Genomic DNA, 16,008 nt, shown 5'->3' on the forward strand with positions numbered 1-16,008 from the left:
TTATTTGAATGTATCATTTGTGCACAAAAATCGTCTTTTATGTATACAAATGATGTATTTATTTATTAAAAAATGACAATTTAATATTTTAATAACAAATAAAAAAGATATTTGATAATTGTTAATTCATTTCTTTGCGTAAAGAATAAGACATAATTGTCTTTAATAATTGGTATCATGGTTATGGGAAAAGAAAATTCAGCAAAAGCCGGTAAAATCGAATTGTTTAGTCTAAAAACAATCCAGATGAGAACCTTCCACATTACCTGGTTCTCCTTTTTCTTATGTTTTCTCGGATGGTTTGGCGTAGCGCCTTTAATGGCGGTTATCCGGGAAGAGCTGCTTTTGTCGAAAGCACAGATTGGCAACATCATCATCTCATCGGTGATGATTACCATTTTTGCCCGCCTCATCATCGGTTGGCTGGCCGATAAAATCGGACCGCGGATTACCTATACCTGGCTGCTCATTGTCGGTGCTTTACCCGTGATGCTCATTGGTTTAAGCACCGATTACATGTCGCTGCTCATTTTCCGCCTGATGATCGGAATAATCGGGGCGTCGTTTGTCCTTACCCAGTTTCACACTTCGCTGATGTTTGCTTCAAACGTGGTGGGAACAGCCAATGCCACAACGGCCGGCTGGGGAAATTTGGGCGGTGGAGTGACGCAAATCGTTATGCCATTAATTTTTGCAGGATTCATAAGTATCGGGTTTATCGACAGTCAGGCGTGGAGGTATGCCATGATCATCCCCGGAATCCTGATGATTGTGATGGGAATCGTCTATTATAAATTTACAACCGATACCCCCGAAGGAAATATAAAGGATTTAAGAACAGGTGACCCTGAGTTTGCTTTCGGGAAAAAAACGGGAAAAGGTAGTTTGGTTGCTGCAATCAAAGATTATCGTGTTTGGGGCCTTTTCCTTATTTACGGCGCTTGTTTTGGTGTTGAATTGACGGTCAATAACATCGCCTCGCTTTATTACCGGGACTATTTTGATCTGGATGTTAAAACAGCGGGTTTAATTGCCGGGCTGTTTGGATTGATGAATCTGTTTGCCCGTTCTCTTGGCGGAATTTTGGGCGATAAATCGGGTATGAAGTGGGGGCTCAAAGGACGCGTATATTTTCTGTTTTTAACCTTGCTTCTTGAGGGTTTTGCAATTATACTCTTTAGCAAGATGACTGTTTTGCCCCTGGCAATCGGGTCGATGATTATTTTTAGCTTATTTGTTCAGTTGGCGGAGGGGGCAACGTTCTCGGTTGTGCCGTTTGTGAATACGAGAGCAGTAGGAACCATTTCAGGTATTGTCGGCGCCGGTGGTAATGCCGGGGCTGTTGCTGCCGGCTTTCTGTTTAAAATTGAAGGTCCCTCATACCAGCAGGCGCTCTTCGTTATGGGAATCGTTGTTACGGTCATTTCGCTTTTTGCTTTTTTGATCCGCTTTTCGGAAGAGGCTGAACAGGAGGCGGGAATGGAAATGCAACAACTTCTTTCACGAAATGACAAGCCGGTACCCCGACCGGTTTATGCGTTTAGCTTTTCTCAAAATACCATCCATAAATATGTCACGGAATGATTGGCAATGAATATAAATCAACTTGCTCGTACTGTGGCGTCGGATGCGGAATAATCGTGTCGAAAAAGCCCGACGGGAAGGTTACGGTGAGAGGAGACGACGACCATCCGGTGAACCGTGGAAAGTTGTGCTCCAAAGGACTTAACCTTCACTATGTGGTCAACAATAAAACCGACAGGCTGCTACATCCCCGGTTCAGAATGGCCAAAGGCTACCCGCTGATAAAAACCGATTGGTCAGTTGCCGTTAACCGGGTTGCTTCAGTATTTAAAACACTCATTGATAAGTTTGGCCCAGATTCGGTTGGCTTCTATATCTCGGGCCAATGTTTGACTGAAGAATATTATGTGGCCACCAAATTGGCAAAAGGTTATTGGGGAACCAACAACATCGATACCAACTCGCGCTTATGTATGAGTTCAGCGGTTGCCGGCTACAAAATGCAACTTGGTGAAGATGCTGTGCCAATTGCCTATGAAGATATTGAACTGGCCGACTGTTTTTATATCGCCGGGGCCAACCCGGCATGGTGCCACCCGATACTTTTCAGGCGGATCGAAGCACATAAAGCAGCCAATCCGAATATTAAAATCATTGTCGCCGACCCGCGTAAAACGCAAAGTTGCGAGTTGGCTGATTTGCATTTACAGCTCAATCCGGGAACCGATGTGTTTCTCAACAACGCGATTGGCCGTTGCCTGATTGAAGGGGCCTATACCAATCAGCAGTTTGTCCGGAATAACACCAACGGATACGAGGAATACAAACAGAAGGTCATGGAACTACAGCTCGATGAATCGGCGGCCATATGCGGATTGCAGAAGGAAGATATCCGGTTGGCAGCAAAATACATTGGCGAGGCCAAAGGCTATATTTCGATGTGGGCGATGGGGCTAAATCAAAGTGTCATCGGGGTGAACAAGAATTTGTCGCTGATAAACCTGTCGTTGATTACCGGGCAAATAGGAAAACCCGGTTCCGGACCTTTTTCACTTACCGGCCAGCCCAACGCCATGGGCGGACGCGAGGTTGGCGGCATGTGTAACCTGCTGCCCGCCCACCGGAACCTCGACAATGAACAGCATCGCCGCGAAGTTGCTGATTTTTGGGGAGTAGAACAGATCCCGGCCCAACCGGGCTACAGCGCTACCGAAATGATTGATGCCCTTGATCACGGCAAGTTGAAGGCTATTTGGATCATTTGTACCAATCCCCTGGTGAGTTTGCCCAACTCCAACAAGGTTGAAAAGGCGCTGAAAAAAGCAAAGTTCGTGGTGGTGCAGGACATCTCCGAAAATTCGGATACCATCCCCTTTGCCGATGTGGTTTTTCCGGCAACTGGCTGGTTGGAAAAAGACGGGACTATGACCAATTCGGAACGCCGCATTAACTATCTCCGCAAGGTGATTGACGCGCCCGGCCAGGCCTTGCCTGATTACGAAATTATCTGCAGGGTTGCCCGTAAAATGGGTTACTCCGGTTTCAACTTTAAAAGCGCCCGCGAGATTTTTGATGAATACAAGCTGCTTACGCGCGGCACCAATTTGTCATTTGACGAACTGTCGTACAATCACCTGATTGAAAAAGGAACCGTTCAATGGCCTTTTAAAAACAAGCAGGGAACAAGCCGCCTATTCGAAGATGGCAAGTTTTATACGCCGGGAGGTAAAGCCCGCATTTTTGCCGTTGAACCGAAAAATAATGTGGAACCGACATCTGAAGAATATCCGTTTATTTTAACCACAGGCCGGATTCGCGACCAGTGGCATACCATGACCCGTACCGGAAAAGTCAAAAAACTGAAGCAACACATGGCAAATCCCTGTTTGGAGATCAACCCGGATGATGCCTGCAAATATGAATTTAAAGACGATGATATCGCTGTGGTAAGAAGCGATTGCGGACAAGTGCGGGCGCCGGTGAAAGTTACTGCCGAAATGAAGCGGGGAGTGGTGTTTTTACCCATGCACTGGGGTAAAGTTTTATCGGGCAATCAGGTACGCGCCAACAACCTGACAACCGGTCTGGTTGATCCCCAATCAAAAGAACCTGACTTTAAATACACCACGGTTGCGATTTCGAAATACAGCAAAGCTGCCGAACGACTGGTTGTGGTTGGCGCCGGCGCAGCAGCTATACAATTTGTCCGCAGTTACCGCGAGAGAAATACCACAGACGAAATTGTCGTGATATCCAAAGAAATACATCCCTTTTACAACCGGGTATTGTTGCCCGATTATATCGCAGGCGTACTGAAATGGGAAGCTCTTCGAAAAACCGATAATGCTGAGTTGGAGAGCCTCAACATCCGCGTGGAATCCGGGATCAGTATCGAAAAGATCGATCCGGAAACAAAAACGGTTTACTGCTCAAACGGGAAAAGCATTCGTTACGGGAAGCTGATCCTTGCCACCGGATCCCGGGCTAACATACACCATCCGGAGTGGATGTTATACCCGGCCGTTTATACCATCCGCGACAAGTTTGATGCCGATCGTTTCAGAAACGGCATTCAACCGGGCAATCATGTTTTGGTGGTGGGTGGCGGATTGTTGGGACTGGAAATGGCAGCTTCACTGCTCGAACTGAATGTGCAGGTAAGCCTGGCAAACCGAAATCCGCGCCTGATGGACCGGCAACTGGACAACGAATCCGGCAGTTTGTTAAAAGAGATCCTGACCGAAAAAGGGGTAAATATTCTTTTTAATGACGAGGTAAGCCAGCTTGCTCCGGCTGCCGGACGAACATACCGGGTGACTTTTAAAAGCGGAAAACGATTGATTTTTGATGCGGTGGTTTTTGCCATCGGAACCCAGCCCAACATTGAATATGCCAAAGAGGTGGTCAGCGCCCGTCGCGGGATCATTGTTAACGAACATCTGCAAACAAGCTGCGAATCAATTTACGCGATTGGCGAAATTGCAGAGTTCCGGGGCAAGCTGTATGGCACGACAGCAGCAGCCGAAGAACAGGCAGGGGTATTGGCCAATCATCTCCTGGGCAACCCGATGAGCCAATACCTGGGTACTGTTTCCATGAATCATCTGAAATTTCCCGGCATCGATCTTTGTTCAATCGGCTTGACCAATATTCCCGATGATTCTGCGGGTTACGAAGAGGTGGTGTTTATTGACAAAGCGGCCCGCTATTACAAAAAATGTATTGTAAAAGACGACGTGCTGGTAGGCGCCATTTTAATGGGCGACAAAGCAGAGTTTGCCGAATTCAGGAAACTGATTACTCAAAAAACCGAGCTGGCAAACCTGCGAAATACGCTGTTGCGCACAGGCAAAGCGGTTGAACCGGTGATCGGGAAACTGCTCTGCTCGTGTAATCAGGTGGGTGAAGGCAACATTTTGAAATCCGTTCGTGCCGGAACGATGGCTATTGACGCTGTTTGTGAGCAAACAGGCGCCGGGTTGGGATGTGGAAGCTGCCGTCCCGAAATTCAAAAAATACTGAGCGAAGAAACAAAGCTGATTGCTGTAAACTGAAAACAAACAAATGAGCCGATCAAAACAGCTGTACCGAATATTGACTAAAGGCGGGGTTCTGTCTCCGGCTCTTCTGACAAAAATACTGAAAGTGGCAGAAGACGCGGGTAACGCGCATGTTTTTCTGGGTTCGCGCCAGGATATTTTGTTCTTTTTGCCTGAAACCGCACCGGAAACTCAGCTTCATGATGAAGGGCTTTCCATTCATAAACGCAGCTCGGGCATTCAAAATGTCGTGTCGTCCTACGTATGTGTTGATATTTTGCCTTCAACCAACTGGGTTCATTCCGGCACTTACCTGAACGTGCTCGATCAGTTTACCTGCCACCACACGCTGCGGATAAACATCGTGGACCCGCGGCAAAACCTGGTTCCCCTGTTTTACGGACAACTCAATTTTATTGCGTCCGAAACACCCAATTACTGGCATCTTTACGTGAATCTTCAAGCCGAAAAAGCTCCGCAATGCTGGGATGGGCTGATTTTTACCGACGACATTGCCCAATTTGCACAAACACTGGAAAGGCTGATTATCGGACAGAATATAAAGTCGCCGGAGAAACTGAAAGAAAAGATGGCCAGTTCGACATTACAAAAAAATACACTTGAAACAACAGCACAGCTTGTTTTACCCGAAGGTTTCTTTCCTTATTACGAAGGGTTGAACAAGATTGACGGGAAGGATCTGTATTGGGCTGGTTTCTATTGGCGTAACAATCAATATCCCGTTCAGTTTTTGAAGGAAATCTGCGAATTATGCCAACGGACCAACCTGGTGAAAATAAGTTTTACGCCATGGAAAACCTTTCTGATCAAAGACATTGAAGCCAAAGATAAAATTTATTGGGACGAACTGATTGGCCGTTACGGCATTAACATGCGCCACTCGTCCTTCGAGTTGAACTGGCATTTGCCCCTGCTCGATCAGCAAGCCCTGAAACTGAAAAGATACCTGGTTGCCGGCTTCGATAAATTCGACATCCGAACCTTCGGCCTGTCATTTGCCATTCAGAATAAAGACGGCGAGCGCTTTACAAGCGTCGTGATCCGTTCAAAAGGCTGGCTGCCTTTTCTTGGCCGGTTTGATTTTACCCGGACCTACTCTGTTGAATATGCCTGCGATTTTAACCCAAACAACACCCATTACATCGGCTACGCGACAAATCTCGACAAAAATGAGTTGCCGCAAACACTCCGTGAACTGTCGAAACGCTATTACGCCCGCTTGTTTGTGCAGCATAAATGGGGGCAAATTCCTAAGCAGGTTCAGCCTGAACACACTCAGCGGGTGGTTTGGCAATGCACTGAATGTCTGACGGTTTATGACGAACGTTACGGCGATATGCTGGCCGGCATCAAAGCAGGTATTCCTTTCAGCCTGTTGCCAGACAGTTATTGTTGCCAGGTTTGCGAAACGCCTAAATCGGCCTTTACCGGGCTGGCGTTAACGGAACCTGTTGGTATTTAAAAAAACGGAATAATGCAAAGAATTGAAGATCACCTTGGACGACGTTTTGAAAAATTGAGGATCAGCCTGCTGAATACCTGCAACTTTTCGTGCGTGTACTGTGTGAATGACCATACCAATACGCCACCTCAGGGTATTGTGCCCGCTTTTAAAGAAGAACAACTCGATACCGACGGCTTTATTTCGCTGATTGGAGCAGTCCACCGGCTGACTGATCTGAAGAGCATCCGTCTTACCGGCGGAGAGCCGCTTTTGTACATGAACCTTTCCCCGCTGATCGAAAAAATAAAATTACTGGGTATCGACGATATTCGTCTGACTACCAACGGCTATTACCTGAAACAAAGCGCCCGGCAATTAAAAGATGCAGGCCTTCAGTCGGTGAATGTATCCGTTGATGCCATTGATCTGCACCTGTTTAAGCGAATTGCGCGGCACAATCAGCCCCGTCGTGTATTCGAAGGCATCGAAGCGGCGTTGGATGCCGGATTAAAACTGAAACTGAACGCGGTCATCATGCGGGGACAAAATGAATCGCAGATTATTCCGCTGCTCGATTATGCTTCTGAAATGGGCGTGAAAATCCGTTATCTCGAACTGATGAAAATGGGACACCTGTTTCATAGCCAAAACGAAATGTTTTTTGCTGAACATGAAATTCTGGCCACTATTAGCCGACAGTATGAGGTAGAAAAGCTACCGCATACGCCGTCCGAAACAGCCCGCTACTGGACAGCCGGGGGGAAACGGGTTTTTGGCATTATTGCCAACGAATCGACCCCTTTTTGCCACGACTGCAACCGCCTGCGTATGGACAGCCGGGGATACTTTTTCGGTTGCCTGAGTAACGCCACCGGCGAGAAACTGGCGCCCTATTTACACGATCAGGAATTATTAACAAACAAACTCCGGCAATTACTGTGGCTCAAGCAGCCTGTAAAGTTCCGGGGTAGTGAATTATCGATGAGAAATATTGGAGGATAAATATGGAAACACAAATTCAAATTACCTGTTTTGCCGCGCTGCGGAAATTTTTTGACCCGCAGTTGAACATCCGGCTTCAACTGCCGGCAGCGTATCATTCGGTTATTTACGAACTGAAGAAGCTTAATCCGGAAGCTGCTGATCTGTTGGATCACTGCCGGATTGCCGTCAATGAGTGCTTCGTGCCGCTCACCGACCTGAAGACAACCGATGAACCGGTATACCTGATTCCGCCCTCAAGCGGCGGTTGAGAAGAAGTTGACAGTTTTCAGTTGCAGTACACAATCAATGACCAGTTTACGAATGCCTAATGATAATTAACAGATGAAGCATATTCAATATACGCCGATCTGCTTTTCCGACGTGTTCGACGATTTTCGAGACCCAAACAGCGGGGCAGTTGTGCTTTTTAGCGGCGAAGTCCGCGATAACAACAACGGCAAAGCGGTTATCCGTCTCGAGTATGAAGCTTACGAACCCATGGCCGAAAAAATGATTGGGCAGATTTTGGCCGAAGCGACAACAAAATGGAAGCTGAACAAAGCGGTTTGCATACATCGCCTGGGACCGGTTGACATTTCGGCTTGCGCTGTGGTGGTGATTACCGGATCGGCCCATCGGGCGGCAGCCTACGAGGCCAACCGCTATATCATTGACCGGGTGAAAAATGAGGTACCCATTTGGAAGCATGAATTTTATACAGACGGCACCAGCGAATGGGGCCGGAATTGTGATTGTCATATTCATTCCCATGCCCATACTCCTGCCTGATGAAAACACTGACTACAGAAGAATATACCCGCTTTTCGCGCCACCTGTCGCTTCAGGAAATTGGAGAAAGCGGCCAACAAAAACTGAAAAATGCAAAGGTGCTGGTGATTGGGGCCGGAGGACTGGGTAGCCCGTTACTCATTTACCTGACAGCTGCAGGAGTAGGCTCTTTAGGCATTGTCGATGACGATGTGGTGAGCCTCTCCAATTTGCAACGGCAGGTACTGTACACAACGGCTCAACTTGGACAGAAAAAAGTTGAGGTGGCTGCAAAACGGCTCCGGGATTTGTATCCTGAGGTGGAAATTCAGGCCTGCGATCAACGGCTAAATGCTGAAAATGCCGGTGAACTGATCGGAAAATATGACCTGGTGGCCGACTGCTCCGATAATTTTGCAACCCGCGAATTGCTGGGACGCGAAACGGAACGGTTAAACAAACCCCTGGTATATGCCTCGGTGATGAATTACGAAGGGCAGGTGACGGTATTTAACCCAAAGCTTGCTCCACCATTCGCCGGGTTGGCTCGGACAAGTTTAACTGTAACGCAACATGATGCCCATGCTCCGACATTTTGTTCCAGGTCTTCTGCACAATCTGAATCAGTTGTGCTTCCGGTTTTTCATGCATGAAATCATTCAGGTAATGTTCAAGAAAAACCAGGCAAACCACGTCTTCCAGCTTTTGCGATTCTTCGAGTCTGTAGATGTTCAGTTTGTTCAGGATGCCAAGTACTTTCGAAATAAAATCATCATCGTATCCGCTGGATTTCAGGATGGAGACAGCCTTCTCCGCCTGGTAGCCGGCCAGAAAATTTCGCCACTGGTAATAGCCGGTTTTCCCTTTGGGGTAACTGGTCCGCTTAATCTCCCAGCGATACAAATGCTGACAATATGCAGCAATAGTCAACGGCTCCGACGCATCGGGATAGACACGTGTCAGACAATTCAAAAGCCGGCTGATGTAGAGCCACTCGGCCGGAACAGGTTCGGAACCATTCAGTTCCATGTTGGGGTCTTGAAGATGGGCGGCATTCAAAGCTTCCGTTGCTGATTGAAAAGTTGAGCTGTACATGAGATACTGTTTTTTTGATTTAACACGATGGAACTATAAAAGTTGATTCCTGAAAAAGGATATGCTGGCACTAAAGAAATTGCAGGGCCAATAACCGCTCTGATTTTAGGGGAAATGAAATAAATAAATCCAATTCATGAAAAGAATCTTATCACAAAAAAATATGTTATTCGTTGGTGCGGAGCACCATAATATTTGTAGAAAAAAATAGAACGTGGTGTTCTGAGGTGCAGCGCACCGAAATAACGGCCAATATTTTCGGTGCGCTGCACCTCATGATTATACATCATTAAAAATTTCTACAAATATTCTGCGACGCTGTCGCTAACCCATATCAAAAGATTTCAACCCGCAAAAGAACTGGAATAATTTATCATAGATCCCCATCATAAAAAAATAGAAAATTTAAAATAGCCACAATATGAAAAAACGAATTTTATTAATCGGGAATGGGATGACCGGCTACAAGTTTTGTGAAAAATTTGCCGCATCACCCCTGGCAAACGACTACGAATTAGTTGTTTTTGGAGAAGAAAAATACCCGGCTTACGACCGGGTGCACCTCACCTCGTACTATACAGGCACAGTTCCTTCCGAATTGCTTATGGCTCCTGCCGGTTGGTACCGGGAGAACAACATAAGCCTGCTGACAAACGAAAAAATTACAGCGATCAACCGCGAAACCAAAACGGTGGTTTCTGAGAAAAACCTGATTTATTCGTACGATCTGCTGGTTCTGGCTACCGGATCCTCTGCGTTTGTCCCGCCAATTGCCGGCATCGATAAGCAGGGGGTGTTTGTATACCGCACATTTGATGACATTGATAACATCAAAAAGTACATTCCGCAAGCTAAAAATGCGGTGGTCATCGGAGGCGGGTTACTGGGGCTCGAAGCGGCCAAGGCGGTTTTGGATGACGGGCTTCCAACAAGTATTGTCGAGTTTGCTCCACGCCTGATGCCCCGTCAGCTCGATGCCCAGGGCGCAGAAATCCTGAAGGCAAAGCTGGAGAAGTTTAACCTGAAAGTTTTACTAAATAAGAGCACGGAAACTATTCTTGGAAACGGCAAACTGGAAGGGTTGCAATTTACAGATGGCTCACGGATCGACGCCGATCTGCTGGTAATCTCGGCCGGTATTCGCCCGCGCGACGAGTTGGCCCGGGCTACCGGGCTCGAGGTACATCCCCGGGGCGAAATTGTGGTGAACAGCAAGATGGAAACGACCGATTCCTTTATTTTTGCCATTGGCGAGTGCGTGGTTGTTCACAACATGGTTTGGGGGCTGGTGGCTCCCTGTTACGAAATGGCTGAAGTCCTGGTAAAAAATCTTCAGGGGACAGAGGCGGAATTTCCCGGCTTCGACCTATCGTCAAAACTAAAACTAATCGGTACCGATGTGGCCAGCTTTGGCGATGCCCTCATTCAGGATGAAAAGGTAAAAACCATTGTCTATGAAAATAAGGCCCGCGGAATTTATAAACGCCTGAATTTGTCGGAAGACGGAAAGTATCTGTTGGGAGGTATTCTTGTTGGCGAGGCCGAAGAGTATAACTTGCTCAGGCAAGTGGTAACCAACAGAATGGTTCTGCCGCCTAACCCCGAAGATTTTATTTTGGGCGTTCGCAACGGCGAGGGTGCAGCCGGAATCAGTGTGGCCGATTTGCCCGACAGCGCGAGTATCTGTTCGTGCGAAAACATCAGCAAAGGCGCCATTTTAAACGCCATTGAGAACGAAGGAGCCGAAGCTGTTCCACTGATCAAAAAATGTACAAAAGCAGGAACCGGCTGCGGCGGCTGCATGCCCATGCTCGACGATTTGCTTACCGTTTACATGAAAGCGCAGGGACGTGAGATCCGTCAAACCATTTGCGAACATTTCAGCTATTCTCGCCAGGAACTGTACGATTTAATCAAAGTAAATGAAATTAAAAGTTTTGGAGGATTATTGAAAACCGTTACAAAGGATTGCGTTCCCCGCATAAACTGAAGGGCGGCGTTTCGGGTTGTGTACGCGAATGCGCTGAGGCCCGCGGAAAAGATTTTGGCGTTATTGCCACCGAGAAGGGCTGGAACCTTTTTGTATGCGGAAACGGCGGCGCCAATCCGCGGCATGCCGATTTGCTGGCCTCCGATCTTGACGAGAAAACGGTAATCAGGTATATCGACCGGTTTCTGATGTTTTACATCAAAACCGCCGGTCCTCTTACCCGGACTTCAAAATGGCTGGCCGGGCTGGAGGGTGGACTGGCTTACCTGAAGGATGTCATTGTGAAAGACTCGCTCGGCATAGCTGAAAAGCTGGAAAAGGAGATGGAAGAACTGATTTCACATTATCAGTGCGAATGGACTGCCGTTGTCCGTAACCCGGAACTGCGAAAGAAATTCCGCCATTTTGTGAACTCAGATCAATCCGATGATACAATCAAATTTATGCCACTGCGGAATCAGAAAATCCCCGCCAAATCAGAATAAATGAAAAACGTAAAAGAACAAACCCAGGTAAAAGAATGGGTTCAGACAGCTGTTGTGGAAGAATTCCCCGAAAACGGGGGAGCAGCAGTTTTAGTGAAGGGCGAACAGATTGCGGTATTCCATTTTGCCAATGAAGGCCGATGGTTTGCTACTCAAAACCGATGCCCGCATAAAGGCGAAATGGCCATTTCAAGGGGGCTGACCGGAGATGCTGACGGACATCCCAAAGTGGCTTGTCCGTTTCATAAACGCAGCTTTTCGCTCGAAGATGGCAAATGCCTGACCGATGAAGGTTACCAACTGAAAACCTACCCGGTAAAAGTTGAGGATGGCTACGTTTATATCGGGATTGTGTAATCCGAAAAACTTTACCAACATGACAGGCCAATTAAAGGTCAAATTATTCGCTTATACAGGTTCAGCCGTTTCTGCTGTTTTTCCGGGTCCCAGGACGATGGCAACCACGGCCCCGGCGATGGCTGTGATGACGATCATGATCAGGATATCTGCAAATACGGCCGTCAGGTTCATCAGGTTAGAGGTACCGTACATGATCAGATCAAAACTGGCTCCCATCAACAGGCCCAGAATCGCTCCTGCTTTGGCCCCCGCAGCCAAGGTTCGGATGTTTGCCCAAACTCCGAAGATAACAGCCAGCAGAAAGCCCCATAATAGGTTTCCCAGCGCTAATGCCCACATTTCCATTTGGTCCATTTCCCTGGCAACACCAGTGGCCGAGCCGGCATTATCGGCCATAAAACCGGCAAAAAGAAAGCCATAAAACAGCCATCCAAGCAAGAAGAAAACAACTCCTCCTGCGATACCTCCGAATAGAATTTTTTTCATATCGCTAGTATTTAAAGATTTAGATTAAGCAATTTACGGAATTTCGTCATGCAATCAAAGTAGGGTTGAACTGTCGTTCCCTTCGGTTCTTTTAATGACGGACATCGCTTTCATTTTTACGGAATAGTTGTTACTTTGCCCGCCTAAAAACAGAACAGATGGACGGAAGAAAACGCTCGGATATTAAAATCGAAAGCCATGTGGAGATAGTGCAAAAACAGGATCAGCGCACCGGTGAACTGACCGAAGGTTACGTGGCTCAAATCCTGACAAAATCACCTACCCATCCGCATGGTATTAAAGTTCGTTTGGAAACCGGCGAGGTAGGACGTGTGAAAAATATTCTGGAAGACGATTAACCAACCGCTTATCCCGAAATCAACTGAAGAGCGTCCTCCGGTTTTTCAACAGGAAGTAAACACCGGTTATTTTGACATACGTAGATTAACGTCTTATCTTTTTTCAGCCGGCCTTTCAGCAGCGGCAGACTTTCCGTTTCTCCCGGGACAAACAGGCAGTGGGGCAAATAGTGGCGTTGCAGTTCCCGGCTGATGTGTCCGGCGTCCGGTCCGGCAAGGACCACTTCAAATTGGGAGCCGGCAAAGTTTAGCGCCAGGTTTAGCCAGTTGGCATGTCCCGACGGGTATTGAACCACATTTTCACCCACTTTTTCGAGCATGGTTTTGGCTACCCGGAGGTAGTTGTTCTTTTCGAGCAAATGCCCCAGCTTAAACAGGTTGGCGCCCATCACCGAGTTCGACGAAGGAACCACCTGATCATACACTTCAATGCTCCGGTTGATCAGGTCTGTTTTTCCGGCCGGACTGAAGTAGAAAATGTTTTTTTCGGCATCAAAGAACTGTTCAAAAGCGGTTTCGGTCAGTTCGTTGGCTTCGTGCAGGTAGGCTTCTATTCCGGTGACTTCGAACAGGGCAATCAATGCCTGGATAAAAAGGGCATAATCTTCCAGAAAACCATCAATCTTACTGATTCCGTTTTTGTATGAATGCCGCAAGGCGCCTTCTTTTGTTGCCAGCTTGCCGGAAATGAACCGGGCATTCTGCTCGGCCAGTTGCAGGTATCCGGGGTCGCCGAATGCCCGGTATGCATCTGTCAGGCCGGTGATCACCAGGGCGTTCCACGATGTCAGGATCTTGTCGTCCAATCCGGGGCGTATCCGTTTGCTGCGGATTTCCATGAGTTTTGTTTTCCAGCGCTGTACCTTTTCTTTTACTTGTGTGATGTTAATGCCATGTTTCCGGGCAATGACCGGGTCGGTTTCCTTTCGGAGCAAAATGTAGTTGCCGTCTTCCCAATAACCGGTTTGGTTTACCTGGTAATAATCGGCAAACAGGTCAAAGTCTTCACCAATCAGCTTTTCCAGCCCGGCTTTTTGCCAGACGTAAAACCGGCCCTCTTCGCCTTCGCTGTCGGCATCGAGTGACGAATAGAAGCCATTTTCGGGCGAAAGCATTTCACGTTTTAACCAGCCGATGGTTTCGGCAACTACCTCCTGGTACAACGGATCCTTAAATTTTTGAAAAGCATGGGAATACAGACTGATCAACTGCCCGTTGTCGTAAAGCATTTTTTCGAAATGAGGGACTTTCCACGACGAATCGGTCGAATAACGCGCAAATCCGCCGCCTGCCTGGTCGTAAATCCCGCCCAGCGCCATCTTTTCAAGCGTGATCTGAACGAAAGTTTCCGCGATGTGGTCGTTTTGCTGATGCGCCCAGCGGAGTAAAAACAACAGGTTAACAGGCATCATAAACTTGGGCGCTCCCCGGCTGCCGCCTTCCTCCATGTCAAATGCCGCTTGCCACGAACCGACGGCTTTGCCGATTTGTGTTAATCCGATTGGGAATGCCTCGTTGCTGATGGGGACGATGGAGTTTTGCTTAATGCCTTGTGTTAAACGTTCGGCATATTCTTCGGTTTTTTCCGGATTTTGCCGGTAGTACCCGGCAATTTGTTGTAAGACATTGACCCACGATTCTTTGGGGAAATAGGTTCCTCCCCAAATCGGTCTTCCATCGGGCAGTGCCACTGCGTTTAGGGGCCAGCCGCCGCGCTGTGTTATCAGTTGAACAGCCGTCATGTAAATTTGGTCAACATCCGGGCGTTCTTCCCGGTCAACTTTGACGCAAATATAGTGTTCGTTCATGATGGTTGCCACGCTTTCATCTTCAAATGACTCGTGTTCCATGACATGGCACCAGTGGCAGGCCGCGTAGCCAATGCTGATGAGCAGCAGTTTGTTCTCGGTTTTAGCCTGAAGGAGCGCTTCTTCGCCCCAGGGCATCCAGTTGACCGGATTGTGAGCGTGTTGCAGTAAGTAGGGCGATGTTTCGTGAATGAGCTTGTTGGTATGCCGGTATTTTTCCATGTTATTGTTTTCCTGTTGTCAGGTAAACAATTGCCGGGCAATCGGGTTCGATTTTGTTTCTTAGGAGAGAGGGAGGTCTTGAAAGTAACGGTTCTGCAAGGGTGAAATACCTTTGCAGAAGATTTGGATGAATGCCCCGGTTAAACAAATATTTCGCCGCGCAGGTAGGTTTTCGTTTTTCCGGCAATCAATACCCGGTCGTCTTGCAGGGTGCAGATCAGTTCGCCTCCGCGTTGCGACAGCTGGCGCGCTTTAAATGTTGTTTTGCCCGTTCGTTTTGCCCAGTAGGGAGTGAGCGTGGTGTGAGCCGATCCGGTTACGGGATCTTCGTTCACGCCAACCTTGGGGGCAAAAAAGCGGCTTACAAAGTCAACTTCATCGCCCGGCGCCGTAACAATGATCCCCCGTATATCAGCCTTGGCCAAAATGGCGAAGTCGGGATTCATCTCCCTGATTTCTTTCTCTGACGAATAAACAAAAAGATAGTCGCTTCTTCCTTTAAAACAGGCTTCGGGTAATTTTTTCAACGCTTTGATGATCAGGTTGGGAACATCAACCGGCGACAGCTTGTCGGCCGGGAAATTAAGCTGCAGTAAATCGCCTGTTTTTTTTACATGCAGTAATCCGCTCTTACTTCCAAAAGCAATTTCATCGTATGGATATGCCGCTTCTTCGAAAATGACATGGGCAGTTGCCAGGGTGGCGTGCCCGCACAGCTTTACCTCGGCCTTGGGGGTGAACCAGCGGATTTCGAAACCCGATTGCGTTGGAACAAAAAAGGCGGTTTCGGGCAAATTATTTTCCATCGCAATGGCCTGCATCAATTGGTCGTCCAGCCAATTTTCCAAGGGTACCACGGCAGCCGGATTTCCTTTAAATAGTTTCTCGGCAAAGGCGTCAACCTGAAATAGGGGCAGTTTCAT

14 protein-coding genes and 1 pseudogene are annotated in these 16,008 nt (G+C 47.7%); 11 read left to right on the forward strand and 4 right to left on the reverse strand.

Annotated elements, in window-relative coordinates:
- Positions 1-246 precede the first annotated feature (246 nt).
- From AC6H3C_RS11215 to AC6H3C_RS11245, 7 genes and pseudogenes are all read left to right on the forward strand, one after another.
- The gene (locus AC6H3C_RS11215; RefSeq protein ID WP_497520865.1) at positions 247-1,584 is read left to right on the forward strand and encodes an MFS transporter; all 1,338 of its coding nucleotides are present in this window, start codon (positions 247-249) and stop codon (positions 1,582-1,584) included.
- The gene (locus AC6H3C_RS11220; RefSeq protein ID WP_497520867.1) at positions 1,581-5,078 is read left to right on the forward strand and encodes a molybdopterin-dependent oxidoreductase; all 3,498 of its coding nucleotides are present in this window, start codon (positions 1,581-1,583) and stop codon (positions 5,076-5,078) included. The genes AC6H3C_RS11215 and AC6H3C_RS11220 overlap by 4 nt, the downstream gene beginning before the upstream one ends.
- Positions 5,079-5,088: 10 nt before the next feature.
- Positions 5,089-6,546, forward strand: a complete 1,458-nt coding sequence (locus AC6H3C_RS11225) for a rubredoxin (protein ID WP_497520869.1) — start codon at positions 5,089-5,091, stop codon at positions 6,544-6,546.
- A gap of 12 nt (positions 6,547-6,558) precedes the next feature.
- Positions 6,559-7,530: a GTP 3',8-cyclase MoaA gene (locus AC6H3C_RS11230; protein WP_497520870.1), complete on the forward strand. Its 972-nt coding sequence runs from the start codon at positions 6,559-6,561 to the stop codon at positions 7,528-7,530.
- A gap of 2 nt (positions 7,531-7,532) precedes the next feature.
- Positions 7,533-7,781 carry a MoaD/ThiS family protein gene (locus AC6H3C_RS11235; RefSeq protein WP_497520872.1) on the forward strand — a complete coding sequence of 83 codons (249 nt, stop codon included), beginning with the start codon at positions 7,533-7,535 and terminating at the stop codon, positions 7,779-7,781.
- 73 nt (positions 7,782-7,854) lie between these two features.
- Entirely contained in the window at positions 7,855-8,301 is a 447-nt protein-coding gene (locus AC6H3C_RS11240) for a molybdenum cofactor biosynthesis protein MoaE (protein WP_497520874.1), read from the forward strand.
- A pseudogene (locus AC6H3C_RS11245) lies at positions 8,301-8,765 on the forward strand (HesA/MoeB/ThiF family protein); the annotation flags it as partial. The gene AC6H3C_RS11240 and the pseudogene AC6H3C_RS11245, both read left to right, overlap by 1 nt.
- A gap of 25 nt (positions 8,766-8,790) precedes the next feature.
- Here AC6H3C_RS11245 and AC6H3C_RS11250 read toward each other — a convergent pair.
- Positions 8,791-9,375, reverse strand: coding sequence for a DUF4202 domain-containing protein (locus AC6H3C_RS11250; RefSeq protein ID WP_497520875.1), 585 nt, complete (start codon positions 9,373-9,375; stop codon positions 8,791-8,793).
- Positions 9,376-9,796: 421 nt separating this feature from the next.
- Here AC6H3C_RS11250 and AC6H3C_RS11255 point away from each other — a divergent pair, with 421 nt between their 5' ends.
- The 3 genes from AC6H3C_RS11255 to nirD are packed head-to-tail and all read left to right on the forward strand — an operon-like array spanning position 9,797 to position 12,207.
- On the forward strand, positions 9,797-11,365 hold the full coding sequence (locus AC6H3C_RS11255) for an FAD-dependent oxidoreductase (RefSeq protein WP_497520876.1): 1,569 nt from the start codon (positions 9,797-9,799) through the stop codon (positions 11,363-11,365).
- Positions 11,344-11,850, forward strand: a complete 507-nt coding sequence (locus AC6H3C_RS11260) for a hypothetical protein (protein ID WP_497520878.1) — start codon at positions 11,344-11,346, stop codon at positions 11,848-11,850. The genes AC6H3C_RS11255 and AC6H3C_RS11260 overlap by 22 nt, the downstream gene beginning before the upstream one ends.
- Positions 11,851-12,207 carry a nitrite reductase small subunit NirD gene (gene nirD / locus AC6H3C_RS11265; protein ID WP_497520880.1) on the forward strand — a complete coding sequence of 119 codons (357 nt, stop codon included), beginning with the start codon at positions 11,851-11,853 and terminating at the stop codon, positions 12,205-12,207.
- A 51-nt stretch (positions 12,208-12,258) separates the two neighbouring features.
- On the opposite strand, the gene AC6H3C_RS11270 is transcribed toward nirD, so the two are convergent.
- A complete protein-coding gene (locus tag AC6H3C_RS11270) occupies positions 12,259-12,696 on the reverse strand; it encodes a hypothetical protein (RefSeq protein WP_497520881.1) in 438 nt (145 codons plus the stop codon).
- A 158-nt stretch (positions 12,697-12,854) separates the two neighbouring features.
- Here AC6H3C_RS11270 and AC6H3C_RS11275 point away from each other — a divergent pair, with 158 nt between their 5' ends.
- The gene (locus tag AC6H3C_RS11275) at positions 12,855-13,055 is read left to right on the forward strand and encodes a YwbE family protein (RefSeq protein ID WP_423128203.1); all 201 of its coding nucleotides are present in this window, start codon (positions 12,855-12,857) and stop codon (positions 13,053-13,055) included.
- 8 nt (positions 13,056-13,063) lie between these two features.
- On the opposite strand, the gene AC6H3C_RS11280 is transcribed toward AC6H3C_RS11275, so the two are convergent.
- Both AC6H3C_RS11280 and AC6H3C_RS11285 read right to left on the reverse strand, forming a co-directional pair.
- The gene (locus AC6H3C_RS11280; protein WP_497520883.1) at positions 13,064-15,085 is read right to left on the reverse strand and encodes a thioredoxin domain-containing protein; all 2,022 of its coding nucleotides are present in this window, start codon (positions 15,083-15,085) and stop codon (positions 13,064-13,066) included.
- A 140-nt stretch (positions 15,086-15,225) separates the two neighbouring features.
- A complete protein-coding gene (locus AC6H3C_RS11285) occupies positions 15,226-16,008 on the reverse strand; it encodes a PhzF family phenazine biosynthesis protein (RefSeq protein WP_497520884.1) in 783 nt (260 codons plus the stop codon).

It is taken from the genome of Gaoshiqia sp. US2 (assembly GCF_059705485.1).

Excerpts from the sequence above, each read along its gene's own strand:
- AC6H3C_RS11215 (WP_497520865.1), top strand. The coding sequence starts at position 247 with ATGAGAACCTTCCACATTACCTGGTTCTCCTTTTTCTTATGTTTTCTC.
- AC6H3C_RS11220 (WP_497520867.1), top strand. The coding sequence starts at position 1,581 with ATGATTGGCAATGAATATAAATCAACTTGCTCGTACTGTGGCGTCGGA.
- AC6H3C_RS11225 (WP_497520869.1), top strand. The coding sequence starts at position 5,089 with ATGAGCCGATCAAAACAGCTGTACCGAATATTGACTAAAGGCGGGGTT.
- AC6H3C_RS11230 (WP_497520870.1), top strand. The coding sequence starts at position 6,559 with ATGCAAAGAATTGAAGATCACCTTGGACGACGTTTTGAAAAATTGAGG.
- AC6H3C_RS11235 (WP_497520872.1), top strand. The coding sequence starts at position 7,533 with ATGGAAACACAAATTCAAATTACCTGTTTTGCCGCGCTGCGGAAATTT.
- AC6H3C_RS11240 (WP_497520874.1), top strand. The coding sequence starts at position 7,855 with ATGAAGCATATTCAATATACGCCGATCTGCTTTTCCGACGTGTTCGAC.
- AC6H3C_RS11250 (WP_497520875.1), bottom strand. The coding sequence starts at position 9,375 with ATGTACAGCTCAACTTTTCAATCAGCAACGGAAGCTTTGAATGCCGCC.
- AC6H3C_RS11255 (WP_497520876.1), top strand. The coding sequence starts at position 9,797 with ATGAAAAAACGAATTTTATTAATCGGGAATGGGATGACCGGCTACAAG.
- nirD (WP_497520880.1), top strand. The coding sequence starts at position 11,851 with ATGAAAAACGTAAAAGAACAAACCCAGGTAAAAGAATGGGTTCAGACA.
- AC6H3C_RS11270 (WP_497520881.1), bottom strand. The coding sequence starts at position 12,696 with ATGAAAAAAATTCTATTCGGAGGTATCGCAGGAGGAGTTGTTTTCTTC.
- AC6H3C_RS11275 (WP_423128203.1), top strand. The coding sequence starts at position 12,855 with ATGGACGGAAGAAAACGCTCGGATATTAAAATCGAAAGCCATGTGGAG.
- AC6H3C_RS11280 (WP_497520883.1), bottom strand. The coding sequence starts at position 15,085 with ATGGAAAAATACCGGCATACCAACAAGCTCATTCACGAAACATCGCCC.
- AC6H3C_RS11285 (WP_497520884.1), bottom strand. The coding sequence starts at position 16,008 with ATGAAACTGCCCCTATTTCAGGTTGACGCCTTTGCCGAGAAACTATTT.